The sequence below is a fragment of the Phytoactinopolyspora mesophila genome (assembly GCF_010122465.1).
In the GTDB taxonomy this organism is placed as follows: domain Bacteria; phylum Actinomycetota; class Actinomycetes; order Jiangellales; family Jiangellaceae; genus Phytoactinopolyspora; species Phytoactinopolyspora mesophila.
The window spans coordinates 129,917-151,945 of the sequence record NZ_WLZY01000001.1 but is presented as its reverse complement, the minus strand read 5'-3'; the positions used below and the strand labels follow the sequence as shown (position 1 = coordinate 151,945).

Here is a 22,029-nt window from a genome sequence, read left to right as displayed (position 1 = left end):
TCGATCTCGCCACGTTCCACGACGACGATCACCCCTCGCGAGCGAAGCCGGTCGAAGCGCCGCACACTTCCCGGGGCGACCACGAGCACGGTCCGTTCGAATGACGGCGGCAAGCGCGTCCGCAGAAGCGACACGCGGTCGTCGTCGGCACTCATGCCAGGACCAGCGGCAGGCCGAACGCCGCGAAACGGCGCGGCTCGAACGACGTGATCCCAGTGATCGCGCCGTTCTCGATCCGTAGCACGTCGAGCACCTGTGCCCGGTACTCCCCGGCCAGACTCCTGGTCTCCGCTGCCGATGGGCGCTGGACGTACTGGGCGACGGCCGGCTGCCGGTTCGCCCAGGTGAGCACCGAACGCCAGCGCCCGTGGTAGGCGGCGGAGCCGGGGTCGAACACGTCGGCCGCGAACGTCAGCGCCGCCTCACATCCGACAAGCCAGGCCGGATATGGTGGCATCGTCTGCACCACGTCGTCGGCCAGCAGTTGAGCGAGCAAGGCGACATCTGCCCGCTCGTGAGCATCGATGTAGCGCTCCAAGACCCTGCGTTCGTCCTCCGTGCGAGAGACACTGCGGTCCCACTCCTCCCGCCGTGGTGGCCGCCGTTGCTGAACGGTGGCCCGCGCTCGCTGCAACGCGCTCTTGACCGATGCGACGCTGGTCTCCAGGAGCGCTGCGGTCTCCGCGGCCGACCACCCCAGCACGTCGCGCATGATCAGCACGGCCCGCTGCCGCGGTGGAAGCTGCTGGATGATCATCAGGTACGCGAGCTCGATCGTCTCCTTCGCGACCACGACGGCGTCCGGTTCCTCGGCGCCCGGTGCGGCCGCGTCGAGCTGGCTGTCCGGATACGGCTGTAACCAGGACACGTCGATGGGCGGCTGCACGGCGGCTCGGGGCACGGCCAGCGGTGGCTCCTGATACGGCCGGGCACGCCGGGAAGAGCTGCGTAAGAAGTCCAGGCACGCGTTGGTGGCGATCTGATAGAGCCACGCCCGCACGGTGGAACGCCCGGCGTAGCTGTGCCGCTTGTTCCACGCCCGCAGGAACGTCTCCTGGACGATGTCCTCGGCGTCGTCGTACGACGCGAGCATCCGGTAACAATGCACGTGCAGCTCACGCCGGTGGCGTTCGACGAGTTGACCGAACGCCGCCTCATCGCCGGCCAGTGCCGCGGCTGCCACGACGTCGTTGCCTATCCGTTCCGTGCCCTCGTCGTGTGCCATCTGCGCCTCCCGCGGATCGTCAGGCAGGGTCGCCAGACCCAGCATCTCCTGCCGTCAAGACGAACGGCAGGCGGGAAAGGAATCGAAATCTCAGGCAGCGGCGAGGCGTGCGGCCGACAGGATCTCCGGGATCTCCGTCTTCTCCCCCATGATCGCCTCGGCCAGCAGGCGGCCCGAGTAGGGCGCCAAGGTCAGGCCCTGCGGCCCGAATCCGGTGGCCAGCCAGAGGCCGTCGATCCCCGGTGCCGGGCCCAGAAGCGGCTCGCCGTCTCTGCTCGCGGGCCGGATCCCGACCCTGACCTCGAGCCATTCCGCGCGCTGGAGACTCGGCACGACACCGAGCGCCTTCCTGATGAGCATGTCGACGCCACCGGCCGTGGCGTGGGTCGCGAAGCCGCTGTCGTCCTCACGGGTGGCGCCGATCACGACACGATCTCCCGGAAAGGACAGCAGGTAGATCCCACGGAAGACGCTGATGACCGGGAGCGTGGACCCGCCCGGGATCCGCAGATGGAGGATCTGCCCACGCTGCGGATACACCGGCAGGTCGAGCCCGGTGGTCTCGACGAGCGCCTCGGACCACGCCCCCGCGGCCAGGACCACGTGATCGCCCTCGAGGAACTCGCCCGGGACACGCACACCGCTCACCCGGGAGCCGTCGAACACGAGCTCGGCCCGGCCCTGGAGCACCTGAGCGCCCAGTTGAGCGGCCAGCGTCATCAGATGGTCGCGGATGATCCGCCCGTCTACTCGTGCCACGTCCGGCAGCCACACCCCACCGAGCACGCCCGGCAGCAGCGGGAACCGCTCATGGACGTCCTGGCGGCTGAACAGCTTCGGCACGCCGACGCCCGCTGTGCCGTACCTTCCCGTCCTGGCCTCGGCTCGCTCCGCAACCTCGGACAGGCGGCGCAGCTCGTCGTTGTCGAACGCGGCGATCAGCTCACCGGTCACGCCGTACGAGTGGTCGCTCAGGCCGCTTTCCTCGAAACGCCGCACCAGGTCGAGGTAGTGCTCCACCGCGGCGAACATGATCCGGCTCTTCGCCTCACCTACCGGCCGGGCACTGACCGGGGTGATGATCCCGGCTCCGGCCGAGGTGGCCCGCCCAGGCTGCGCGTCATCCACGACGACGACGTCCGCACCCGCCGCGGCCAGCGGGTAGGCGACGCTCGCGCCGGCGATACCGGCCCCGATGACGATCACTCGCACTACGACGGTCCGCCTTTCACTCACGTGCCGTGGACCATCCTGGCAGAGCGGCACAGCGAGCAGGCAGGGGCCACCCCTCGCCATATTTCTTGACTCGATTAACAAATAGCGGCAGGCTGTGCTCGTGCAGCACGCGGGTGACGTCTCCCTCCGATCGCTCGGGCCGTCCGCCCGGGCGGTCGTTCGCGAGCTGCTGGTAGCCGGGCCGCTGCCACGCGCAGAGCTCGCGCGCCGACTACATCTCTCTCCGGCCAGCCTGACCAAGACCACCAGACCCCTACTGGAATCCGGGGTGATTCTGCAGGCCGACGCGCCACAAACGGAGGCCCGCGGGCGCCCTGGAACACCCTTGGGGGTCAATGCGGAGCGGCACCAGTTCATCGGACTAAAGGTGACGTCCGACGAACTGTTCGGCGTCCGTACCGACGCACTGGGGCAGGTGCGGCAGACCGGGCATCGAACCATGTCCGGCAACGACGTCGAGTCGGCCGTCGATTCAATTGTTGATCTCGTTAATGAACTGGCCTCACACCGTCCCATCCAGGCTGTCGGCGTGGGCCTGGCCGGGCTCATGCACCGATTCGACGACACCGTGCGGCACAACGCCTTCCTCGGCTGGAACGATGTCCCGCTGGCGGCCATGCTGCGACGCAGGATTGGTGCACCCACCGTCATCAGCGGCGACGTCCGTGCGCTTGCCGCTGGTGTCCAATGGTCAGGTCCCGGCCGTGGGCTCGACCATTTCGCCGTCGTGACGGTCGGCGTCGGCATCGGGCTCGGCGCCGTGCTCGAGGGGCGGATCCTGACCGGTGCGGCCGGCAACGCCGGTCTGATCGGTCACCTGCGCATCAGCGACTCCGGACCGCTCTGCCAGCTCGGACATCGAGGCTGCGCCTCGAGTTTCCTGACCACCAGCGCGATCACCCGTGGCATCGGCGTCCCGCTCGGCATCGCCGACCTCGACCTCACCGCCGCCTGCGCACTCGCCGCCCAGGGCAACGACGTCGCGCGGAGAGTGTTCGACGACGCCGGCCGCGCCCTTGGTGTCCTGATCGCCGAGGTGGTCAATATGTACGGAGTGCCGACGGTAGTCCTCGCCGGCGATGGTCTCGGCATGCTGGAGCACGCCGACCCGGCCATGAACGAGTCCTTGGCCGGACACCTCAACCACTGGGCCACACCGCCCAAGGTCGAGGTCTTCTCATCCGATTTCGACGAGTGGGCCCGCGGAGCCGCCGTGGTGGCCTGTCAGTGGCTGCTCGTCGACCCACCCCGAAACAGTCCGAGCAACGCGGGCTGAGCCGCACCTGTCAGAAGAAGCCGCACCGAGAGGAACCGATGTCTGCTATGCCCCTCGACCCCACCAGCCCACTCGACCCCGCAGCTGGAGCTTTCAGTATCGGCATTGTCGGCGCCGGTCAGTTCTCGAAGAGCTTCGCCACACTGTGGGACCTGCACCCGAACGTCAGCCGGCTCGTCGTGACCGATCTCAAGCCGGAGCGCGCCGAGCAACTCGCCGGCCACTACGAGAACGCAGCCACCTCACCCAGCTTCGAGGATCTGCTTGAATCCGACGTCGACGCGGTGGCGATCTTCACTCAACGCTGGACCCACGCACCGCTCGTGCTCGCCGCGCTGGAGGCCGGCAAACACGTGTACTCGGCGGTGCCGATGGCCACTGAGCTGACCGACATCGAAGCGATCATCGCCGCGGTCGAGCGGACCGGCCTGACCTACATGATGGGAGAGACGAGCTACTACAACCCGGCCACGGTGTTCATGCGAGACAAGATCCGCGAAGGCGCGCTCGGTCAGGTCTTCTACTCCGAGGGCGACTACGTCCACGACATGGATCTCGGCTTCTACGCTGCCTATCAGTACAGCGGCGGCGAGAACTGGAAGGCCACCGCCAGCTATCCGCCGATGCTCTACCCCACCCACGCCATCGGCGGTGTCTTGGGTGCGGTCCCGGCCCGCGCGGTCAGCGTCAGCTGCCTGGGCGTCGAAGACCAGCGGGGCGACGGAGTGTTCGACCGGGAGATCAGCCAATTCGGGAACAGCTTCTCCAACGCCACGGCGCTGTTCGAACTCTCCGACGGCGGGGCGATGCGGACCAACGAGATGCGCCGCGTGGGCTACCCCTCGTTTATCCGGGAGTCGCGTTTCCGGTTTTTCGGCACCGAGGCCAGCTTCGAGCAACTCGCCCATCAGAGCGTGTGGAACGACAAATCCGAGTCCCACGACATCTCCGACAAGTTCGTGCCGATCCGGCACACGGTCGACGAATCGGAGCTGGCCAACGTCGATCCCGCCCTGCGGGAGGCCTTCACCTCCGGCTCGGCGCCCGTCCACGACCGCTCCCGTCTCCCCCACGAATACGCCGAGGCGCCGAACGGCCACGAGGGCTCCCACCATTTCCTGGCCGACGACTTCGTCCGCGCCGTGGTCACTGGCGAGCAGCCTCCGGTGAACGCCTGGCGCTCGGCGATATTCACCGCGCCGGGGATCGTCGCGCACGCCTCCGCGCTGGCCGGAGGGGAGCGTATGCCAATCCCCGACTTCGGAAGCGGGCCGCGGGCGTAACGGCGAGAGGCGGCCTTCGATACCAAGAACTGCACGCAGCCAACGATTGAACCGGTTCACGTGACGTTCTTGGTATCGAAGTGGCCACGGCCCGTCCGTGGCTCAGCCCAGGATGAGCACGTCGGCCATCACAGCCACGAACACCACTGTCAGATAGGTGATCGAGCCGTGGAAAAGGCGCATCGCCTTCAGGCCCGCGCCGGTGGAATCCCGCCCGGCCAGCACATGTAACCGGTGCGCCTCACTGAGGAACCACGCCCCGCCCAGCACAGCGCCGAGCCCGTAGATCCAGCTCAGCGACGCAACCGGCCACAACACCAGCGACGTGAGAACCATGGCCCACGAATACGCGAGGATCTGGGTGGCCACGGTTCTCGCGGACGCGACCACCGGCAGCATCGGCACGCCCGCGCGCTCGTAGTCCTCCCGGTAGCGCATCGCCAGCGGCCAGTAGTGCGGCGGCGTCCAGAAGAACACGATCAGGAAAAGCAGCACCGGCGGCCAGTCGAGACTGCCCGTCACCGCCGACCAGCCGATCAGGGTCGGCAGGCATCCTGCGACTCCGCCCCACACGATGTTCTGCGTGGTACGCCGCTTCAGCAGCACCGTATACACGAGAACGTAGAACAGATTCGCCGCGGCGGTCAGCCCGGCCGCCAGCGGATTGACCCAGATCACCATGATGGTCACCGCCACCACCAGCAGCACGGCGGCGAACGTGAAGCCGGCCTGCGCCGAGACCCTCGCCATCGCCATGGGCCGGCGCCTGGTCCGGTGCATGACGGCGTCGATGTCGCGTTCGAGGACCTGATTGAACGCGTGTGCGCTGCCGGCCGCGAGCGTGCCGCCGAGCAAGGTCACCAATGCGAGCCACAGCGGTGGAAGACCACGCTGCGCCAGCACCATGGCCGGCACGGTGGTCACCAGCAGGAGCTCGACAACCCGCAGCTTCATCAGCGAGATGTAGGCCCGGACGGTGTCCCATCTGCGGATCGGCAGTTCCGTCCCGCGCGCGGAATCGACGCGTTGTTCGACGGCCGTCACGGATCATCCTCAATGTGGTCAGGCATACAGGCGGTGCGGGAAACAACCGCCACCATTGGCCTGTTGAGTCTACCGGGATGCGCGATTCGGGCGATCGGCCGGTCGCCCGTGTCGCTTCGCACTCCTGCCGACACGCCGCTACAGGTGTCGCGCGCCACACCCGTGTCCTGTTCCGGTACCCGAATACAGGACACTAAGCTCGTAATCACGGCCCGCGCCGACAGCCGGCGAGCTGACGTGACTGATCGCATCTGCGAAAGGGGCAAGCCGCTAGTGAACACGACACCTGCCCAGAACAGCGACCTCCAGTGGTCCGAACTCGACGACCGCGCGGTCGACACGGTCAGGCTCCTGGCGATGGACGCGGTGGAGAAGACCGGCAACGGGCATCCGGGAACCGCGATGAGCCTTGCGCCCGTCGCCTACACGCTCTACCAGCGTGTGCTCCGCCACGACCCGTCCGATCCGGCCTGGCTCGGACGGGACCGATTCGTTCTCTCCGCCGGGCACAGCAGCCTCACTCAGTACATCCAGCTCTACCTCGCGGGTTACAACGTGACCCTGGACGACCTCAAGTCGTTCCGGACGTGGGGCTCCAACACCCCCGGTCACCCTGAGTACGGCCACACGGATGGGGTCGAGGTCACCACCGGCCCCCTCGGCTCCGGCTTCGGCACCGCCGTCGGCATGGCCTTCGCCGCCCGCCGCGTGCGTGGATTGCTTGATCCTGACGCCGCACCCGGCGAGAGCGTCTTCGATCACCATGTGTACGTCATCGCCTCCGACGGCGACCTCCAGGAGGGGGTCTCCAGTGAGGCCAGTTCCGTCGCGGGCACCCAGGAGCTCGGCAATTTGATCGTCCTCTGGGACGACAACAAGATCTCGATCGAAGACGACACCAACATCGCCTTCACCGAAGACACCGTCGCGCGCTACGAGGCCTACGGCTGGCACACCCAGGTGGTGGACTTCACCGCCGGAGCGGAGTACCAGGAAAACCCGAAAGCGATCTTCGAGGCGCTGCAGGAGGCCAGGGCGGTCACCGACCGGCCGTCGTTCATCGCCGTACGCACCACCATCGGCTGGCCCGCGCCGAACAAGAAGAACACCGGCGCGATCCACGGCTCCGCGCTAGGCGCCGACGAGGTCGCCGCCACCAAACGCGTCCTGGGAGCCGACCCGGAGAAGCAGTTCGACGTGGCCCCCGAGGTCGTGGCTCACACCCAGCAGGCACTCGAGCGTGGCAAGCGGCTGCGCGCGGAGTGGGAGGAGCGCTTCCGCGGCTGGCGGGCAGCCAATCCGCAGCGAGCCGAGCTGCTGGACCGGCTGAGCAAGCGCGAACTCCCCGCCGGCTGGGCCGACGCCCTGCCCGAGTTCGAGCCTTCAGAGAAAGGACTGGCCACCCGGGCGGCGTCGGGCAAGGTCATCAATGCCGTGGCGCCGGTGCTGCCGGAGCTGTGGGGTGGCTCGGCGGATCTCGCCGGGTCGAACAACACCACCATCACCAGCGAGCCGAGTTTCCTGCCGGAGAAGCGTTCCAGCGCGATGTTCCCCGGAACCCCGTACGGGCGCACCCTGCACTTCGGAGTTCGCGAGTTCGCCGCGGGGCTGATCGCGAACGGCATCGCGCTCAACGGGCTCACCCGCCCCTATGCCGCGACATTCCTCGTGTTCAGCGACTACCAGCGGGCCGCGGTCCGGCTCGCCGCGTTGCAGCAGATCCCCACCACGTTCGTGTGGACACATGACTCCATCGGACTCGGCGAGGACGGTCCCACCCATCAGCCCGTCGAGCATCTCTCGACCCTGCGAGCCATTCCGGGCTTCGACGTGGTCCGGCCGGCTGACGCCAACGAGACCGCAGTCGCCTGGCGGACCATCCTGGAACGCAACCATCGCCCGGCGGGTATCGCGTTGACCCGGCAGGGCATCCCGGTGTTCGACCGTTCGCGGTACGGCTCGGCAGAAGGGGTCGCGCGCGGGGCCTACGTCTTCGCCGAGGCCGACGGCGGCGAGCCCGCGGTTCTGCTGATGGCCAGCGGCTCTGAACTGCAACTGGCCGTCGAAGCTCGCGAGCAACTCCAGGCCGAGGGCATCGCGGCCCGGGTCGTCTCGTTCCCGTCACACGAGTGGTTCGACGAGCAGAGCGACGAGTACAAGGAGTCGGTGCTGCCGTCCGCCGTGCGGGCCCGGGTGTCGGTCGAGGCTGGGATCGCCATGAGCTGGCACCGTTTCCTCGGCGACGCCGGGCGCGCGGTCAGCCTCGAACACTTCGGGGCGTCGGCCGACTACAAGGTGCTCTACCGCGAGTTCGGTATCACCCCCGAAGCCGTGGTCGCGGCTGCCAAGGACTCCCTCGCCGCCGCCGAATAACCGGTTGCGTCCTGCAGCCCGGGTGTCATAGCGCTCGCGCTGCAGGACGCTAGAAAACCCACCCAGCAACGGAGCTGTACACCATGACTGATACCGATAACGCACCTCTGGCCAGGCTCTCCGAGGCTGGCGTGGCCGTGTGGCTGGACGATCTCTCCCGCGACCGGCTGACCACCGGAAACCTCAAGCAGCTGATCGACGAGCGTCATGTGGTCGGAGTCACCACCAACCCGTCGATCTTCCAGGCGGCCATCAGCAAGAGCAGTCTGTACGACGACGACCTGCGTCAGCAGGCCCGGCAGGCGGCCGACGCCGATGCGGCCGTACGGCGCCTCACCACCGACGACGTACGCGCGGCCGCCGATGTCCTGGCGCCCGTCGCCCGTCGTACGGGCGGTCAGGACGGCCGGGTCTCCATCGAAGTGGATCCCCGCCTGGCACACGACACCGACGCCACCACCGCGCAGGCGCGCGAGCTGTGGGCCACCGTCGACCGCCCGAACGTCTTCATCAAGATCCCGGCCACCAAGGCGGGGCTGCCGGCGATCACCGCCACCATCGCCGCGGGTATCAGCGTGAACGTGACGCTGATCTTCTCCATCGAACGCCACCGTGAAGTGATGGACGCCTACCAGGCCGGTCTGGAACAGCGGCTGGAAGCCGGCGAGTCGATCGAGAACATCGCCTCGGTCGCGTCGTTCTTCGTCAGCCGGGTCGACGCCGAGATCGACAAGCGGCTCGAGACCATCGGCACTGACGACGCACTCGCGCTGCGCGGCAAAGCGGCCGTGGCCAATGCCCGGCTCGCCTACGCCGCCTATGAAGAAGTGATCGCGGCTGAGCGCTGGAAGCGACTCGAGGCCGCTGGGGCGAAGCGGCAGCGGCCCCTGTGGGCGTCCACATCGACGAAGAACCCCGAGTACTCCGACACGATGTACGTTGATCAGCTGGTCGCGCCGGACACGGTGAACACCATGCCGGAGTCCACCCTCGAGGCAACCGCCGACCACGGCCGGATCACCGGCGACACCATCCGCCCCAACTACGACGACGCGCGCCAGGTCCTGGCCGCCATCGATGCCGCCGGGGTCGACCTGACAGACGTCACCCAGGTGCTAGAAGACGAAGGCGTCGAGAAATTCGCCGACAGCTGGAACGATCTGCTGCAGTCGGTCACCGCGAAGTTGGAGGCAGCGAAGTGACGAGCGAGCGCAGTGGTCGCGACGAGGGACGAGGAGCGCCCGCGGAGCGAGCGAGGACCGTAGCGCCGACCATCGGACTGGAGGCGGCGAAGTGACGAGCGAACTCTCCGTCACCACCTACCGGGTCGACACGTCGGCAGCGGTGAACACGCTGGTGGAGGCCGAGGTCGCGTCCCGGATCGCGGCCAAGGACCACACCTTGTGGGGTCCGGACGCGGAGTCCGAGGCGTCGATCCGGCTCGGTTGGGTCGACCTGCATGAGACGTCGCGTCCGTTGCTCGCCGAGATCGAGGCGCTGCAGGCGCAGCTGCGCGCCGATGGGCTGGATCGGATCGTGCTCGCCGGAATGGGCGGATCGTCGCTGGCCCCAGAGGTCATCACCGGGACAGCCGGGGTGGAGCTCACCGTGCTCGACACCACCGATCCCACGTCCGTGCGCCGGGCGCTCTCCGACCGCATCGAGCGGACCGTGCTGGTGGTCTCCAGCAAGTCCGGGTCGACGGTCGAGACGGACAGCCAGCGCAGGGTCTACGAGGCGGCCTTCACCGACGCCGGCATCGATCCCGGCTCGCGCATCGTGGCAGTGACTGACCCGGGCTCCGCGCTGGCTGAGCACGCCCAGAGCGCCGGGTATCGCCGGCTGTTCCTGGCCGACCCCAACGTCGGCGGGCGGTACTCCGCGCTGACCGCGTTCGGCCTGGTGCCGAGTGGGCTCGCCGGTGCCGATGTCGCGGCCTTGCTCGACGAGGCGGCGGCGGTCGCGGACGTGTTGTCGTCGGATTCGCCGGACAATCCCGCGCTCGTCCTCGCCGCGGCCATGGCCGGCGACACTGACGGCGCCGGCCCGCGGCAGGACAAGGTGGCGATCGCCGACGCCGGGTCCGGCATCACCGGTTTCGCGGACTGGGCTGAACAGCTCATCGCGGAGTCGACCGGCAAGCTCGGCACCGGCGTGTTGCCCGTCGCCGCGAGCATCGCCGACCCCGAGATCACCAACCCACCGGCCGATGTGCTGCCGGTCCTCATCGGCTCCACCGCGTCGGCCCCTGATCGCGGTGCCGTCGTCTCCGGCTCGCTGGGCGCACAGTTCCTGCTGTGGGAATACGCCACGGCGATCGCCGGCCGGCTCCTCGGCATCAATCCGTTCGACCAGCCCGATGTCGAAAGCGCCAAGGTGGCCGCGCGCGGGCTGCTCGATTCGACACCCGCGCCGGAGGCGGCCGCCTTTACCGCCGACGGCATCGAGGTGCGCGGGTCGGCCGGCCTGCTCGACGGCGTGAGCTCACTGGAGGGCGCCGTCGAGTCACTGCTGAGCCAGCTGGACGACGGCGGCTACCTGGCCGTCATGGCATACCTCGACCGAGAAGGCGCCGACGCCGGCCTGAGTGAGATCCGGGTTCCGCTGGCACGCCGTACCGGCCGGCCGGCCACGTTCGGCTGGGGACCACGCTTCCTGCATTCCACCGGCCAGTACCACAAAGGTGGTCCACCGCAGGGCGTGTTCTTGCAGATCACCGGCGCCATCGCCGACGACGTCGAGATCCCGGACCGCCCGTTCACGTTCGGCCAGCTGATCTCCGCCCAGGCGGCCGGGGACGCCCAGGTGCTGGCTGATCATGGTCGTCCGGTGCTCCGCCTGCATCTGACCGACCGGGCCGCCGGCGTCGCGAAGCTGCGTGAGGTACTCCGTTGACCAGGCCCGCGAATCCGCTTCGCGACAAGCGAGACAAACGGCTACCGCGGATCGCCGGACCGTCCAGCCTGGTCATCTTCGGCGTCACCGGTGATCTCGCCCGCAAGAAGCTGATGCCCGCCGTCTACGACCTCGCCAACCGCGGCCTGTTGCCGCCGGGGTTCTCTCTGGTCGGGTTCGCCCGGCGGGACTGGGCTCATCAGGACTTCGGCAAGCAGGTACACGACGCCGTGCGTGAGCATGCCCGGACTCCGTTCAGCGACGCCACCTGGAAGCAGCTGGCCGAAGGATTCCGGTTCGTCTCCGGCGATTTCTCCGACGACGACGCCTTCGACCAGCTCGAACGCACCGTCCGTGAACTCGACGAAGCTCAGGGTACCGGCGGCAACCATGCTTTCTATCTGTCCATCCCGCCGTCGTTCTTCGACGTCGTCTGCAAGCAGCTGGCCCGATCCGGGCTCGCCGAGCCGGAGACCGAAGACCAATGGCGGCGGGTGATCATCGAGAAGCCGTTCGGACACGACCTCGCCAGCGCGCGTGAACTCAACGCCGTCGTCGAAGACATCTTCCCACCCGATGCGATCTTCCGGATCGACCATTATCTGGGCAAGGAGACCGTTCAGAACATCATGGCGCTGCGTTTCGCCAACCAGCTCTTCGAGCCGATCTGGAACGCGAACTACGTCGACCACGTGCAGATCACCATGGCCGAAGACATCGGCATCGGCGGCCGGGCCGGCTATTACGACGGCATCGGCGCAGCCCGCGACGTCATCCAGAACCACCTGCTGCAGTTGCTGGCGCTGGTCGCGATGGAGGAGCCGGTGTCGTTCGATGCCGGCGACTTGCGCGCGGAGAAGGAGAAGGTCCTCTCTGCGGTCCGGCTTCCGGAGGACCTGAGCCTGCACACTGCCCGCGGGCAGTACGCGGCCGGGTGGGCCGGCGGCAGGGAGGTGCGCGGTTACCTCGAAGAGGACGGCATCGCCAAGGACTCCAAGACTGAGACCTATGCCGCGGTCCGGCTCGACATCGACACCCGCCGCTGGGCCGGGGTGCCGTTCTACCTGCGTACGGGCAAACGCCTGGGCCGCCGGGTCACCGAGGTGGCGATCGTCTTCAAGCGGGCGCCCCATCTACCGTTCGAGTCCACCGCCACCGAGGAGCTCGGGCAGAACGCCCTGGTCATCCGGGTACAGCCGGACGAAGGGGTGACGATCCGCTTCGGCTCCAAGGTTCCGGGTACCGCCATGGAGGTGCGCGACGTCACCATGGACTTCGGCTACGGCTACTCCTTCACCGAGGAGAGCCCGGAAGCCTATGAACGGCTCATTCTCGACGTGTTGCTCGGCGATCCCCCACTCTTCCCGAGACATGAGGAAGTGGAGCTGTCCTGGAAGATCCTCGATCCGATCGAGGAGTACTGGGCCGAGAACGGCGCCCCGGAGCCGTATGCCTCCGGCGGCTGGGGGCCCGCGTCGGCCGACGAGATGCTGGCTCGCGACGGCCGGCACTGGAGGATCCCATGATCATCGATCTGCCTTCGACCAGCTCCAGTGATGTCGCCAAACGGATGGTCGACCTGCGCGAGCGGCACGGCGCGGTCACCCTGGGCCGGGTACTCACGCTCGTCCTCGTGATCGACGAGGAGCACGCGGAGAATGCCATCGCCTCCGCCAACCACGCCAGCCACGAGCATCCGTGCCGGATCATCGCGGTGATCAAGGGCACGTCGCGGGGTTCTACCCGGCTGGATGCCCAGATCCGGGTCGGCGGCGACGCCGGCGCCAGCGAGGTCATCGTGTTGCGGACGTTCGGTCCGCTGACCGCCCATCCGGTCTCCGTCGTCGTTCCGCTGCTATTGCCGGACGCGCCGATCGTGGTCTGGTGGCCGGCGGAGGCCCCGGAGGTCCCGGCCGAAGACCCGGTGGGGACGTTGGCCCAGCGCCGGATCACCGACGCTGCCGCGTGCAAGCGGCCCTCCGCCGCGCTGAAGGACCGGATGGCCACGTATCGCCCAGGCGACACCGACCTGGCCTGGACCCGGCTGACGCTCTGGCGAGCTTTGCTCGCCGCGGCGCTCGACCAGCCGCCGTTCGAAGAGGTCACCGGGGCCCGCGTCGTGGGTGGTCCCGAGAATCCAAGTGCGGACCTGCTGGCCGGCTGGCTGTCCTTGACCCTGCGCTGCCCGGTGACCCGAACCAAGGCCAGCGGCGTCGACGGCATGTTGAGTGTGCGGCTGGAACGCCCGTCGGGCCCCATCGTGATCGAACGGCCGGACGACGACGTCGCGATACTGAGCACCCCTGGGCGGGTGGACCGCAAAGTGGCGCTGCCGCGTCGCTCCCCCGCCGACTGCCTGGCCGAAGAGCTGCGCCGGCTCGATCCGGACGACGTCTACGGCGAGGTCCTGGCCAGCGGCCTGGAGCTACAGCGCGAGACCGGAAAGACAACCCGGACGAAGGTGAAGCGATGAACTCGCCCGACGTCGTCATCCATCACGACGCCGACCTGCTCGCCGAGTCGGCGGCGGCCCGGCTGATCACCCGGCTGGCCGACGCCCAGGCCGCTCGCGGCCACGCTTCGGTGGTGCTCACCGGCGGAGGAGTCGGCATCGCCACCCTGGCCGCTGTGCGGCGCTCCCCCGCCCGGTCCGCCGTGGACTGGTCAGCGTTGGACGTGTGGTGGGGCGACGAGCGTTTCCTGCCGCCGGGCGACGCCGAACGCAACGAGACCCAGGCGCGCGAGGCACTGCTCGACCACGTGCCGGTGGCCCCGGAGCGGGTGCACCCGATGCCCGCCGAGGCTGGTGAGTTCGCCGGCGATCCCGAACGCGCCGCGGACAAGTACGCGGTGGAGCTGAACGCCGCCACCCCGGCCGGAACCGACTCAGACGTGCCCGAGTTCGACGTGCTGATGCTCGGGGTCGGTCCCGACGGACACGTGGCCTCGCTGTTTCCAGAGTTCCCGGCGCTGCACGACGAGCGCGCCGTCGTCAGCGTGCATGGTTCGCCGAAGCCGCCGCCCACCCGGATCAGTCTCACGCTGCCCACCATCCGCTCGGCGGCGGAGGTCTGGCTCCTGGCCGCCGGCGAAGGCAAAGCTCCGGCCGTGCAGATGGCCCTCAGCGGCGCCGGACCTACCCAGATCCCGGCGGCCGGCGCCCACGGCCGGCACCGGACGCTCTGGCTCCTGGACGACGCCGCCGCCAGCAAACTCCCCTCCGGCCTCAACCGCCGCGCCACCCCCTAAATGATCATGTTTGGTGGGTTTTCTCGCGCCTTACCATGGCTCCAGGCCTGTTGACGCACGAGAAGTCCTATCGATGCACGAGCCGGGGCGTTCGTTGCGCAGGGCCAGCCCGACCTATCATTCACTGTGCGGTTGGTGAAGGCGAAGAAGAAGTGCTGCAAGAGCACGCCCCGGTGCAAGACCTGCCCGGTGGTGCTGAAACGTCTCGCCGACGCCGGATTCGCCGAGCGAGAGAGCAAGCGCCGCTTCGTCTTCCCGGCCAAGGTGCCGAAGAAGGCACGGGCCAAGGCCCGTGCCTCCTGATCGCTGCCCATGATCATGAACACTAAGTGACCGTATTGGTCACCAAGTGTTCATGATCATGGGATCAGCGCGGTCAACTCGTCCACGACGATGGAGCCGACGTAGCTCGCCTCCGGATCCAGCTCATTGAAGAAGAACCGGCGCAGACTCACCGGATAGGCGATGCCGTCGGGCACCTCGTAGGTCACCTGCTGCCAGCCCGGTTCCGTGATGAACCCCGGCTCGATCGTGTGCAGCCGGCCGGTACGGTCGAACACTTCCAGCCGGGTCCGGTGCCCCCATCCCTCCGAGTTGACCCACAGTTTGAACGCCGACGGCTCCCCGGCCACCGGGAACCGGTCAGCCGCGGGCCACGCGCCGACACCGCGGATCAGTGTGCTCTCGGTGAAGTCGAAGTCGAGCCGCAGGCCAGGACCGACATATCCGTCCGGGGTGCTCGAGAGCGACCCGCTGGCTCGCAGGCTCCAGAAGTCCCAGTTCGACGTGTCGTCGAAACTGTCGATCACGACCTCCCGCACGCCCACGCTCACCGGCAGCTCCGCACTGACCTGACCCGCGGTGATCGTGATCGATTCCTCGACGTCGTCGAGCAGCGCTGTCACGTGGAACTGGCCTTGATCGTCGATGTCGACGTCGAGTGCCTGTTCGTTGTACTCAACCGTGACGTCAGCGGGCTCGATCGGCGCCGCGTGCTCCTGTGCGTCGTATCCGGTCAGGTCGAAGGTGGTGGTCCGGCCGGGTTCGGTGAGCCCGATCCGGGCGGGTGTGGTCTCCAGCCGGTCCAGCTCCCCCAGCACGGTGACGTCGATCTCGCCAGCGGCCCGGCCAACCCGGGCGGTGACGGTCGTCTCGCCGGTCGAGCGTGCGGTGAAGACACCTTCCCGATTGACCAGGCCGGTCCTCGGGTCAGCGCTGCGCCAATGCAACCGCGCGGAGCCCGGCAGGTCGGCCGGTCCGTACGTCTCGTCGTGCGGGTCGGCGGCCAGTCGCCGGGTCAGGCCGGGGAAGACCCGGTCGGTACGCAGCGGAGGTGTGAACGTCTCCCCGGCGGCCCGCTCTCGCTCCAGCACGGTGCGCACCCAGAACCCGTCGACGTCGCCGCTGCCCTCGGGCACGAACAAGGCCAGCCCAGTGGGGACCCGGCGTTGGCCGGCCGCGTCGGACGGGCGGTTGACCAGGGCCGCGTCGCCCTGGCCCGGGTCGCGCGCGACCAGAGTCGTCGACCCGCCGCCGTCCAGGTTCAGCGCACTGTGCGCTCCGAGTTCAACCATCACCTCGGCCAGCTCGTCCAGCCCGATGCCGTCGGAGAATCCCGGCTGGCGTCCGTCGACGGTCACCAGCCACATCTGGGTTCCGTCCGCGGAGAACCCGACGGCGGTGCGCGGCTCCCGGGTGTTGTTCTCCGGCGGCAGCTGCTGCGCCTCGCCGTCGACGACGAGCACCTGGCGGCCACTCATGGCGGCCTTGACCTGCATGTCGTCAGGAGCGCGAAGCTGATAGTCGACGGCCACCGGATCACCGACCTGCAGCCCCGACAACGCGTCGGCGCCGGCTTCCCGGCCGACGAGGACGAATTCGTCGTCACCGATCGCGCCGGCCCGCGGCACCGGGGCCACCTCGACCACGACACCGTCCCGTACGACAACCTCGATGGTCTGGCTGGTGTCCTCGACCGGGCGGCACCGGCAGTACGTTCCCCACACCGAGGTGAACATGCCGACCTGGTCGGGCAGCAGCTCGGCCTTGTTCATCGCGGCCAGGGGTACGGTCACTTCGCCGGGAAGCTCGACGCGGCCGTCGAACACGATCTCGCCGATCGCCCCGATGTCGTCGGCACCGAACATCACCGCGTTCTGGGTAGTCCGCGCTCGGGTGTTCGGCAGCGGCGATTGGACCAATTCGCCGTCCTGGATACCGACGCCCCACGGCGCACCGGAGCCGGCGATGTCGAAGTAGTCGGCATTCACCGCCGCTACCGCGCGGGCGTCCTGCGCCATGTCGAGCAGCGGCCGGGTGGCGGCCACCTGCCCGGGGAAGAGCCGCCCGACCTCCACTCCCGCGGTCAGATCGACGGACAACTCGTGGGTGCGCCGCCAGCCGACATCACCGGTATAGCCGTCGGGGCCGAAGCGGTCGACGGTGGTCAGCTCGATCCCGGGCCCGACGGGCCGGGTGTCACGGAAGGTCTCGACCGTGTTCTCGTCATATGCGTGTGCCGGCGCCAGCACCGCGAGCGCGAGGCCCCCGGTCAGCACCAGCGACGCGGCTCGTCGGCACGTGGACAAACGATGGGACATGGCACGACTCCTCACCTGAACGATCAGCGTTGGGATTTGCCGGAAGCTTGCGCGAGCATGAACTCGGTCACGGGTATGAACTGAGCGGGCGTGAAGTTGTCCTCGATGCACAACATGTGGTCATGCCGGCCACGGGCATGCGCGAGCGGGAGCGCTACGTCGTTCGCGTCGGCGATCGACAACGTCGGAATCCCCGCCTCGATGGCAGCTCCCGCCATCCCGTGGTCCGCTATGACCAGGTCGATCCGCTGACCGGCGCTCGAAGTCGCGGAGATCATCACCTCCATGTAGTCGGGCAGATGTGTGTGCAGGATGGCTTCGTCGTCGAAGGCACACCCGACACCGGACACGAACCGGATGCCGGATGTGCCCGCCGCGTGGGTCGGCGTGGCGGTCTCCAGCCGGTGGTCGTCGAGCGGGCGTACAACCTGGTTGCCGGCCGCGCGCAGCGCGGACGCAAGTTCGGCGTAGTGCTCGAGCAGCCCGGTCGGATGCCCGGTGGCGAGCAACACGGTGGCTCCGCCGTCGCGAAGGAGCGGCCGCAGCGCCGCGGCGTGCGCGTGGATACCGGCCATCGTGCAGTCCGGCGAGATGTATCCCCGCGCTGGATCGCCGTCGCTGATGTTGTCGCCGATGGCTCCTTTGACCGCGGCCACGACCTCGTCGAGGGTCGCCGTGCGCCAGTCGCCGAGACCGAACGTGTAATCCGGGTTCCCGGTCAATGTGCGCTGCGCGTACAGCAGCGACTGCCGGCGGGTCGTGCGAACCGAGCCCGCGAGCCGCCGCTCAGCGAGCAAGGTCCGCAAGGCCGCCGCCTGTGCCTGACTCATGTACCCGCCCGTCAACGCGCGGCAGCCGTTGCCGGTGTCCGATCACCCGACGGCGGACGCCACTCCTGTTCTCCGCGCGGGTAGGCGCGCGCGTCGTCACTACTGAACAGCAGCCGCACGGAGGCCCCCGCCGCCCAGCCACCATGGGCCGAGTGCACCATCAGCACGTCCTCGCCCACCTGAACGAACGTCCGCACCATCGGGCCGAGGAACTGTTCGTCCCGGACCACACCACGCAAGACCTGATCGCCGGTCGTGTCGCCGGGCCCAGCTCCGTCCGCGCCTCCGTCGGGCGCGAGCCGCACGTCCTCGGGCCGCAACGACACGTCAACGACCCCGGCCGTCACCACCGACCTATCGCGCACACCGGGGGTGGCCCGGAACGACGAGCCGCCGGCGGCGAGTTCCCATCCGCCCGAAGACTCGGCGACGAGCTCGGCCGCCAGCCAGTTCGTCACACCCACGAAGTCGGCCACGTAGCCGGTGCCGGGAGACCGGTAGATGTCGCGGCCGCTGCCCAGTTGTTCCAGCGAGCCGTCTTTCATCACCGCGATCCGGTCGCCCAGCGCGAGCGCCTCCTCCTGGTCGTGAGTGACGTAGACGATGGTGGTCCCGGTGTCGCGCTGAATGTCGCGCAGTTGAGTGCGCAGGTGGATGCGGGTCTTGGCGTCCAGGTTCGACAACGGCTCGTCCATGAGCAGCACGGACGGCCGGATCGCCAACGCCCGGGCGACCGCCACCCGCTGCTGTTGGCCACCGGACAGCTCCCCCGGCCGGCGGGCGCCGAGGCCACCCAGCCCCACCAGATCCAGAACCTCCGGAACCCGGCTTGCGCGCTCGGCCTTCCCGACACGCTGAGCCTTCAGCCCGAACTCGATGTTCTCCGCCACACTCAGATGCGGAAAGATCGCGTAGTCCTGGAAGACCATCGCGGTGGGCCGCGCGTCAGGCCCGTATCCCGAGACGTCGGCGCCGTCGATACGGATCCGGCCGCTGTCCGGCTGGATGAACCCGGCGATCATCCGCAGTGTCGTGCTCTTTCCGCACCCGCTGGGTCCCAGCAGGCAGAGAAACTCACCCCGGTGGATTTCCAGGTTCAGCTCACGGACGGCCTGCACGCCGTCAAACGACTTGTTCAGCGAGTCCAGTTCGATCATCGAGTCTCCATAGGCAGGACGTACATGGGTCTGGGCCGGCGTCGGCGCGGTTCACGGCGGCAACCGCGCGCTCACAGCTCATACATGCGCAGCCTCGATCCGAAGATCACCTTGGCCAGCGCCAGCCCCGCGAAACTGACGACCATCAATCCGGCGGCGACGCCTGTCGCGGCGCCCCACTGGCCGAACTCAGCCAGGTTGACGATGGTGGGAGCACCCAGGCCGATCCCGGGTGAGGTCAGGAAGATCACCGCGCTGAGCGTGTTGATCGCGTGCAGAAAGCCGAACACGAACGACGTCGTGAACGCCCCGCCCAGCAGCGGGAACATGATGCGACCGAGCACCCGTAGCCGGGACGCACCGAGGTCGGTGGCTGCTTCGTCGATCGACGGGCTGATCTGATTGATGGTCGTGACGGCGGTGCGGTACCCGACCGGGATGGCCCGGACCACCATCACCAGGACGAGAATGAGCGCGGTCCCGGTGAGCGCGATCGGCGGCTCGTTGAACGTGACCAGCCACGAGACACCGATCATGGTGCCGGGGATAGCCGCGGGGAGCACGGCCAATCCATCCATCACACCCCGCCCCGGCACCCTGGTGCGGTGCACCACATATGCGGCCACCAGCGTGCTGACTGTTGTGATGACAGCTGCCACGGAGGCGAACAGTGCGGAGTTGCGGATGTCGTCGGCGCGCAGCAGCGCGGTCTCCCAGTGGTCGAGAGTCAGGCTCCAGTCCGCTCCCCACGCCTGAGTGAAGGAGCCGAGCAGGATGCTGCCGTAGATGAGGACCATCAGCACGCTGATCCCGCCGAGGACGGCCAGCAGGACACGGCGAACGGCGGCCGGCAGCGGCATCGTGGGCAGGCTGCCGGTTTTGCCGGACACCGTGACCGTCGTCCGCCGGCGCAGCACACGGCGCTGAATCCAGAACAGGATCAAGGTCGGCACGAACAGGATCACACATAACACCGCCGCCATACCGAAGTCCTGCCGCCCTACTGCCTGCACGTACGCCTCGACCGACAGCACCCGGTAGCCGCCGCCGATCAGCAGCGGGTTCCCGAAGTCGGTGATGACGAACATGGCGACCAGCAGCAGCGCGTTGAGTATCGACGGGAACGCCAGCGGCAGGGTGACCCGCCGGAATGTCTGGAACCACGACCACCCGAGATCGCGGCTGGCCCATTCCAGTGTCGAGCCGATGTTCTTCAACGTCGGCAGGAGGGTGAGCGTCGCCAGCGGAAAGAACGCGAGCGACTGGACCAGCCACAACCCGCCGACGCCCAGCAGGCTGACATCCTGGCCGAACAGCTCGTGGGTGATGAGCCCGCGGCGTCCGAAGAGCAGCAGGACCGCCAGCCCGACGACGAACGGCGGCGAGATCAATGGCAGCAACGCGATGACCCGCAACACGCCGCGGCCAGGCATGTCCGCACGGCTCAACGCGTAAGCGAACAGGAATCCGATGAAAGTGGCGCTCAGGGTGGAGGCGACGCCGATGGTGGCGGTGTTGATGCTTGCCTCGGCGAAGCGCGACTCGGTGAGTCTGCTCCAGTCCGCGGCGTCGGGAACGAACAGCAGATACAGGGTGGGCACCAGGACCAGCAGCCCCAGCAGCCCGCCGACGTAGAGCGCCAGGGTGCCGACGGTGAGCCTGTCGGTCAGTGCCCGGCGACGGCTGCGCCGTTGCCAGTCCGGTGGCAGGGCGCCGGAGCGCCCTGCGGTCGCCGGCTGGCCGTCCGGAGAACCGGGTTGGGTGATCGTGTCCGTCATGGCCTTCAGATGCCGTACCGGTCGGCGTACTCGGCCGACACGTCCTCGCGCATGTCACCCGCGCGGACCGGGTCGTAGTCGACGAGGTCGAGATCGGTCAGGTTCATCGCACCCTCGGGCAGGTCCACGTCGTCGCGCACCGGATAGGAGCGGACCAGGTCGACGATCATCTGCGAGGCGTCGCGGCCTTGCAGCCATTCGATGAACTCCTCACCGCCTTCGGGGTTGGGGGCGTCCTCGACGAGCGCGTTGCCGGCGATCACCAGGCCGGTCGGGCTCGGGTAGACCAATTCGATCGGGAAGCCGGCATCACGCACGTTGAGCAGGTCATGGGCGAACGACACACCGGCCAGATACTCACCGGTGGCGACCAGTTGTGACGGTGCTCCCCCGCTGTCGGTGTACTGGCCCACGAGGTCGTTGAATCCGTCGAGGTAGGCCCAGGCAGCGTCGTCGTCGCCGTCATGGCGGAAGATCTGGGTGGCGACGAACGTATAGCCGGTCCCGGAGAGCGTCGGGTTCGGCATCACGACCTCGCCGCTGAGCTCAGGTATCAGCAGCTCATCCCAGGTCTGCGGGATCGGCGCTCCCCCCGTCTCCTGTTCCCACCTGTCGGCATGGACTCCCATCATGATCAGGATGAGTTCGTTCGCGTGCCAGTACCCGTCCGGGTCGACGAACCGGTCGTCGATGTCGTCGGCAGCGTCGGACTCGTACGAGCGGATCAGGTTCTCCTCGGCCAGTGGCCCGGTATCGCCGCTGGCCAGGCCCACGACGTCCGCCGCCGGATTACCGGCCTCGGCCTTGAGACGGGCCAGCAGTTCCCCGGCACTCTGCCGCAGGACCTTGACCTCGATCCCGGATTCTCGCTCGAAGGCCTCGGCGAGGCGGCGGGCCGGCTCTTCCGGCATCGGTGTGTACCAGGTGACCGACTCTCCCGAACTGCCGGCGCCGCCGGCGCCGTCGTCCGTCCCGCAGGCCACGGCACCGATCGCGGTGAGCGCGATCGTGCCGAGTAGTGCCAGGTTTCTCCCGAGCAGCGTGGTGCGCATGATGACCGCCTTCTGGTGGGTTCGATCGACA

17 protein-coding genes are annotated in these 22,029 nt (G+C 68.3%); 9 read left to right on the top strand and 8 right to left on the bottom strand.

The features are described from left to right. Positions 1 to 151: 151 nt before the first annotated feature. Entirely contained in the window at positions 152 to 1,270 is a 1,119-nt protein-coding gene (locus F7O44_RS00615; protein ID WP_222850923.1) for an RNA polymerase subunit sigma-70, read from the bottom strand. 45 nt (positions 1,271 to 1,315) lie between these two features. Continuing rightward, positions 1,316 to 2,461, bottom strand: coding sequence for an FAD-dependent oxidoreductase (locus F7O44_RS00610; protein ID WP_162448269.1), 1,146 nt, complete (start codon positions 2,459 to 2,461; stop codon positions 1,316 to 1,318). Positions 2,462 to 2,561: 100 nt separating this feature from the next. Between F7O44_RS00610 and F7O44_RS00605 the strand changes: the two genes are divergently transcribed. Beyond that, on the top strand, positions 2,562 to 3,737 hold the full coding sequence (locus F7O44_RS00605) for an ROK family protein (protein WP_162448268.1): 1,176 nt from the start codon (positions 2,562 to 2,564) through the stop codon (positions 3,735 to 3,737). A gap of 38 nt (positions 3,738 to 3,775) precedes the next feature. After that, positions 3,776 to 5,020, top strand: coding sequence for a Gfo/Idh/MocA family protein (locus F7O44_RS00600; RefSeq protein ID WP_162448267.1), 1,245 nt, complete (start codon positions 3,776 to 3,778; stop codon positions 5,018 to 5,020). Positions 5,021 to 5,122: 102 nt separating this feature from the next. On the opposite strand, the gene F7O44_RS00595 is transcribed toward F7O44_RS00600, so the two are convergent. Beyond that, positions 5,123 to 6,064 carry a heme o synthase gene (locus F7O44_RS00595; protein ID WP_162448266.1) on the bottom strand — a complete coding sequence of 314 codons (942 nt, stop codon included), beginning with the start codon at positions 6,062 to 6,064 and terminating at the stop codon, positions 5,123 to 5,125. 273 nt (positions 6,065 to 6,337) lie between these two features. Here F7O44_RS00595 and tkt point away from each other — a divergent pair, with 273 nt between their 5' ends. From tkt to F7O44_RS29285, 7 genes are all read left to right on the top strand, one after another. Then, the gene (tkt, locus tag F7O44_RS00590; protein WP_343073798.1) at positions 6,338 to 8,437 is read left to right on the top strand and encodes a transketolase; all 2,100 of its coding nucleotides are present in this window, start codon (positions 6,338 to 6,340) and stop codon (positions 8,435 to 8,437) included. Between the two features lie 83 nt (positions 8,438 to 8,520). Beyond that, complete coding sequence (tal, locus tag F7O44_RS00585) at positions 8,521 to 9,639, top strand: transaldolase (protein ID WP_162448264.1); 1,119 nt, start codon at positions 8,521 to 8,523, stop codon at positions 9,637 to 9,639. A gap of 91 nt (positions 9,640 to 9,730) precedes the next feature. After that, positions 9,731 to 11,332, top strand: a complete 1,602-nt coding sequence (locus F7O44_RS00580; RefSeq protein ID WP_162448263.1) for a glucose-6-phosphate isomerase — start codon at positions 9,731 to 9,733, stop codon at positions 11,330 to 11,332. Further along, positions 11,329 to 12,858 (top strand): glucose-6-phosphate dehydrogenase, encoded by a 1,530-nt coding sequence (gene zwf / locus F7O44_RS00575; RefSeq protein ID WP_162448262.1) that lies wholly within the window; start codon positions 11,329 to 11,331, stop codon positions 12,856 to 12,858. Before F7O44_RS00580 ends, zwf begins: the two co-directional genes overlap by 4 nt. Then, complete coding sequence (gene opcA, locus F7O44_RS00570) at positions 12,855 to 13,805, top strand: glucose-6-phosphate dehydrogenase assembly protein OpcA (protein WP_162448261.1); 951 nt, start codon at positions 12,855 to 12,857, stop codon at positions 13,803 to 13,805. The genes zwf and opcA overlap by 4 nt, the downstream gene beginning before the upstream one ends. Next, positions 13,802 to 14,581: a 6-phosphogluconolactonase gene (gene pgl / locus F7O44_RS00565; protein ID WP_162448260.1), complete on the top strand. Its 780-nt coding sequence runs from the start codon at positions 13,802 to 13,804 to the stop codon at positions 14,579 to 14,581. Before opcA ends, pgl begins: the two co-directional genes overlap by 4 nt. 135 nt (positions 14,582 to 14,716) lie before the next feature. After that, entirely contained in the window at positions 14,717 to 14,884 is a 168-nt protein-coding gene (locus F7O44_RS29285) for a hypothetical protein (RefSeq protein ID WP_174255862.1), read from the top strand. 56 nt (positions 14,885 to 14,940) lie between these two features. Here the strand turns inward: F7O44_RS29285 and F7O44_RS00560 are convergent, their stop codons facing one another. From F7O44_RS00560 to F7O44_RS00540, 5 genes are all read right to left on the bottom strand, one after another. Continuing rightward, a complete protein-coding gene (locus F7O44_RS00560) occupies positions 14,941 to 17,181 on the bottom strand; it encodes a phosphodiester glycosidase family protein (RefSeq protein ID WP_162448259.1) in 2,241 nt (746 codons plus the stop codon). 23 nt (positions 17,182 to 17,204) lie between these two features. Beyond that, positions 17,205 to 18,011, bottom strand: a complete 807-nt coding sequence (locus F7O44_RS00555) for a phosphatase (RefSeq protein WP_162448258.1) — start codon at positions 18,009 to 18,011, stop codon at positions 17,205 to 17,207. Between the two features lie 11 nt (positions 18,012 to 18,022). After that, positions 18,023 to 19,168 (bottom strand): ABC transporter ATP-binding protein, encoded by a 1,146-nt coding sequence (locus F7O44_RS00550; protein ID WP_162448257.1) that lies wholly within the window; start codon positions 19,166 to 19,168, stop codon positions 18,023 to 18,025. A gap of 71 nt (positions 19,169 to 19,239) precedes the next feature. Continuing rightward, positions 19,240 to 20,946 carry an ABC transporter permease gene (locus tag F7O44_RS00545; RefSeq protein WP_162448256.1) on the bottom strand — a complete coding sequence of 569 codons (1,707 nt, stop codon included), beginning with the start codon at positions 20,944 to 20,946 and terminating at the stop codon, positions 19,240 to 19,242. A 5-nt stretch (positions 20,947 to 20,951) separates the two neighbouring features. Further along, the gene (locus F7O44_RS00540; RefSeq protein ID WP_162448255.1) at positions 20,952 to 21,998 is read right to left on the bottom strand and encodes an extracellular solute-binding protein; all 1,047 of its coding nucleotides are present in this window, start codon (positions 21,996 to 21,998) and stop codon (positions 20,952 to 20,954) included. Positions 21,999 to 22,029: the final 31 nt, after the last annotated feature.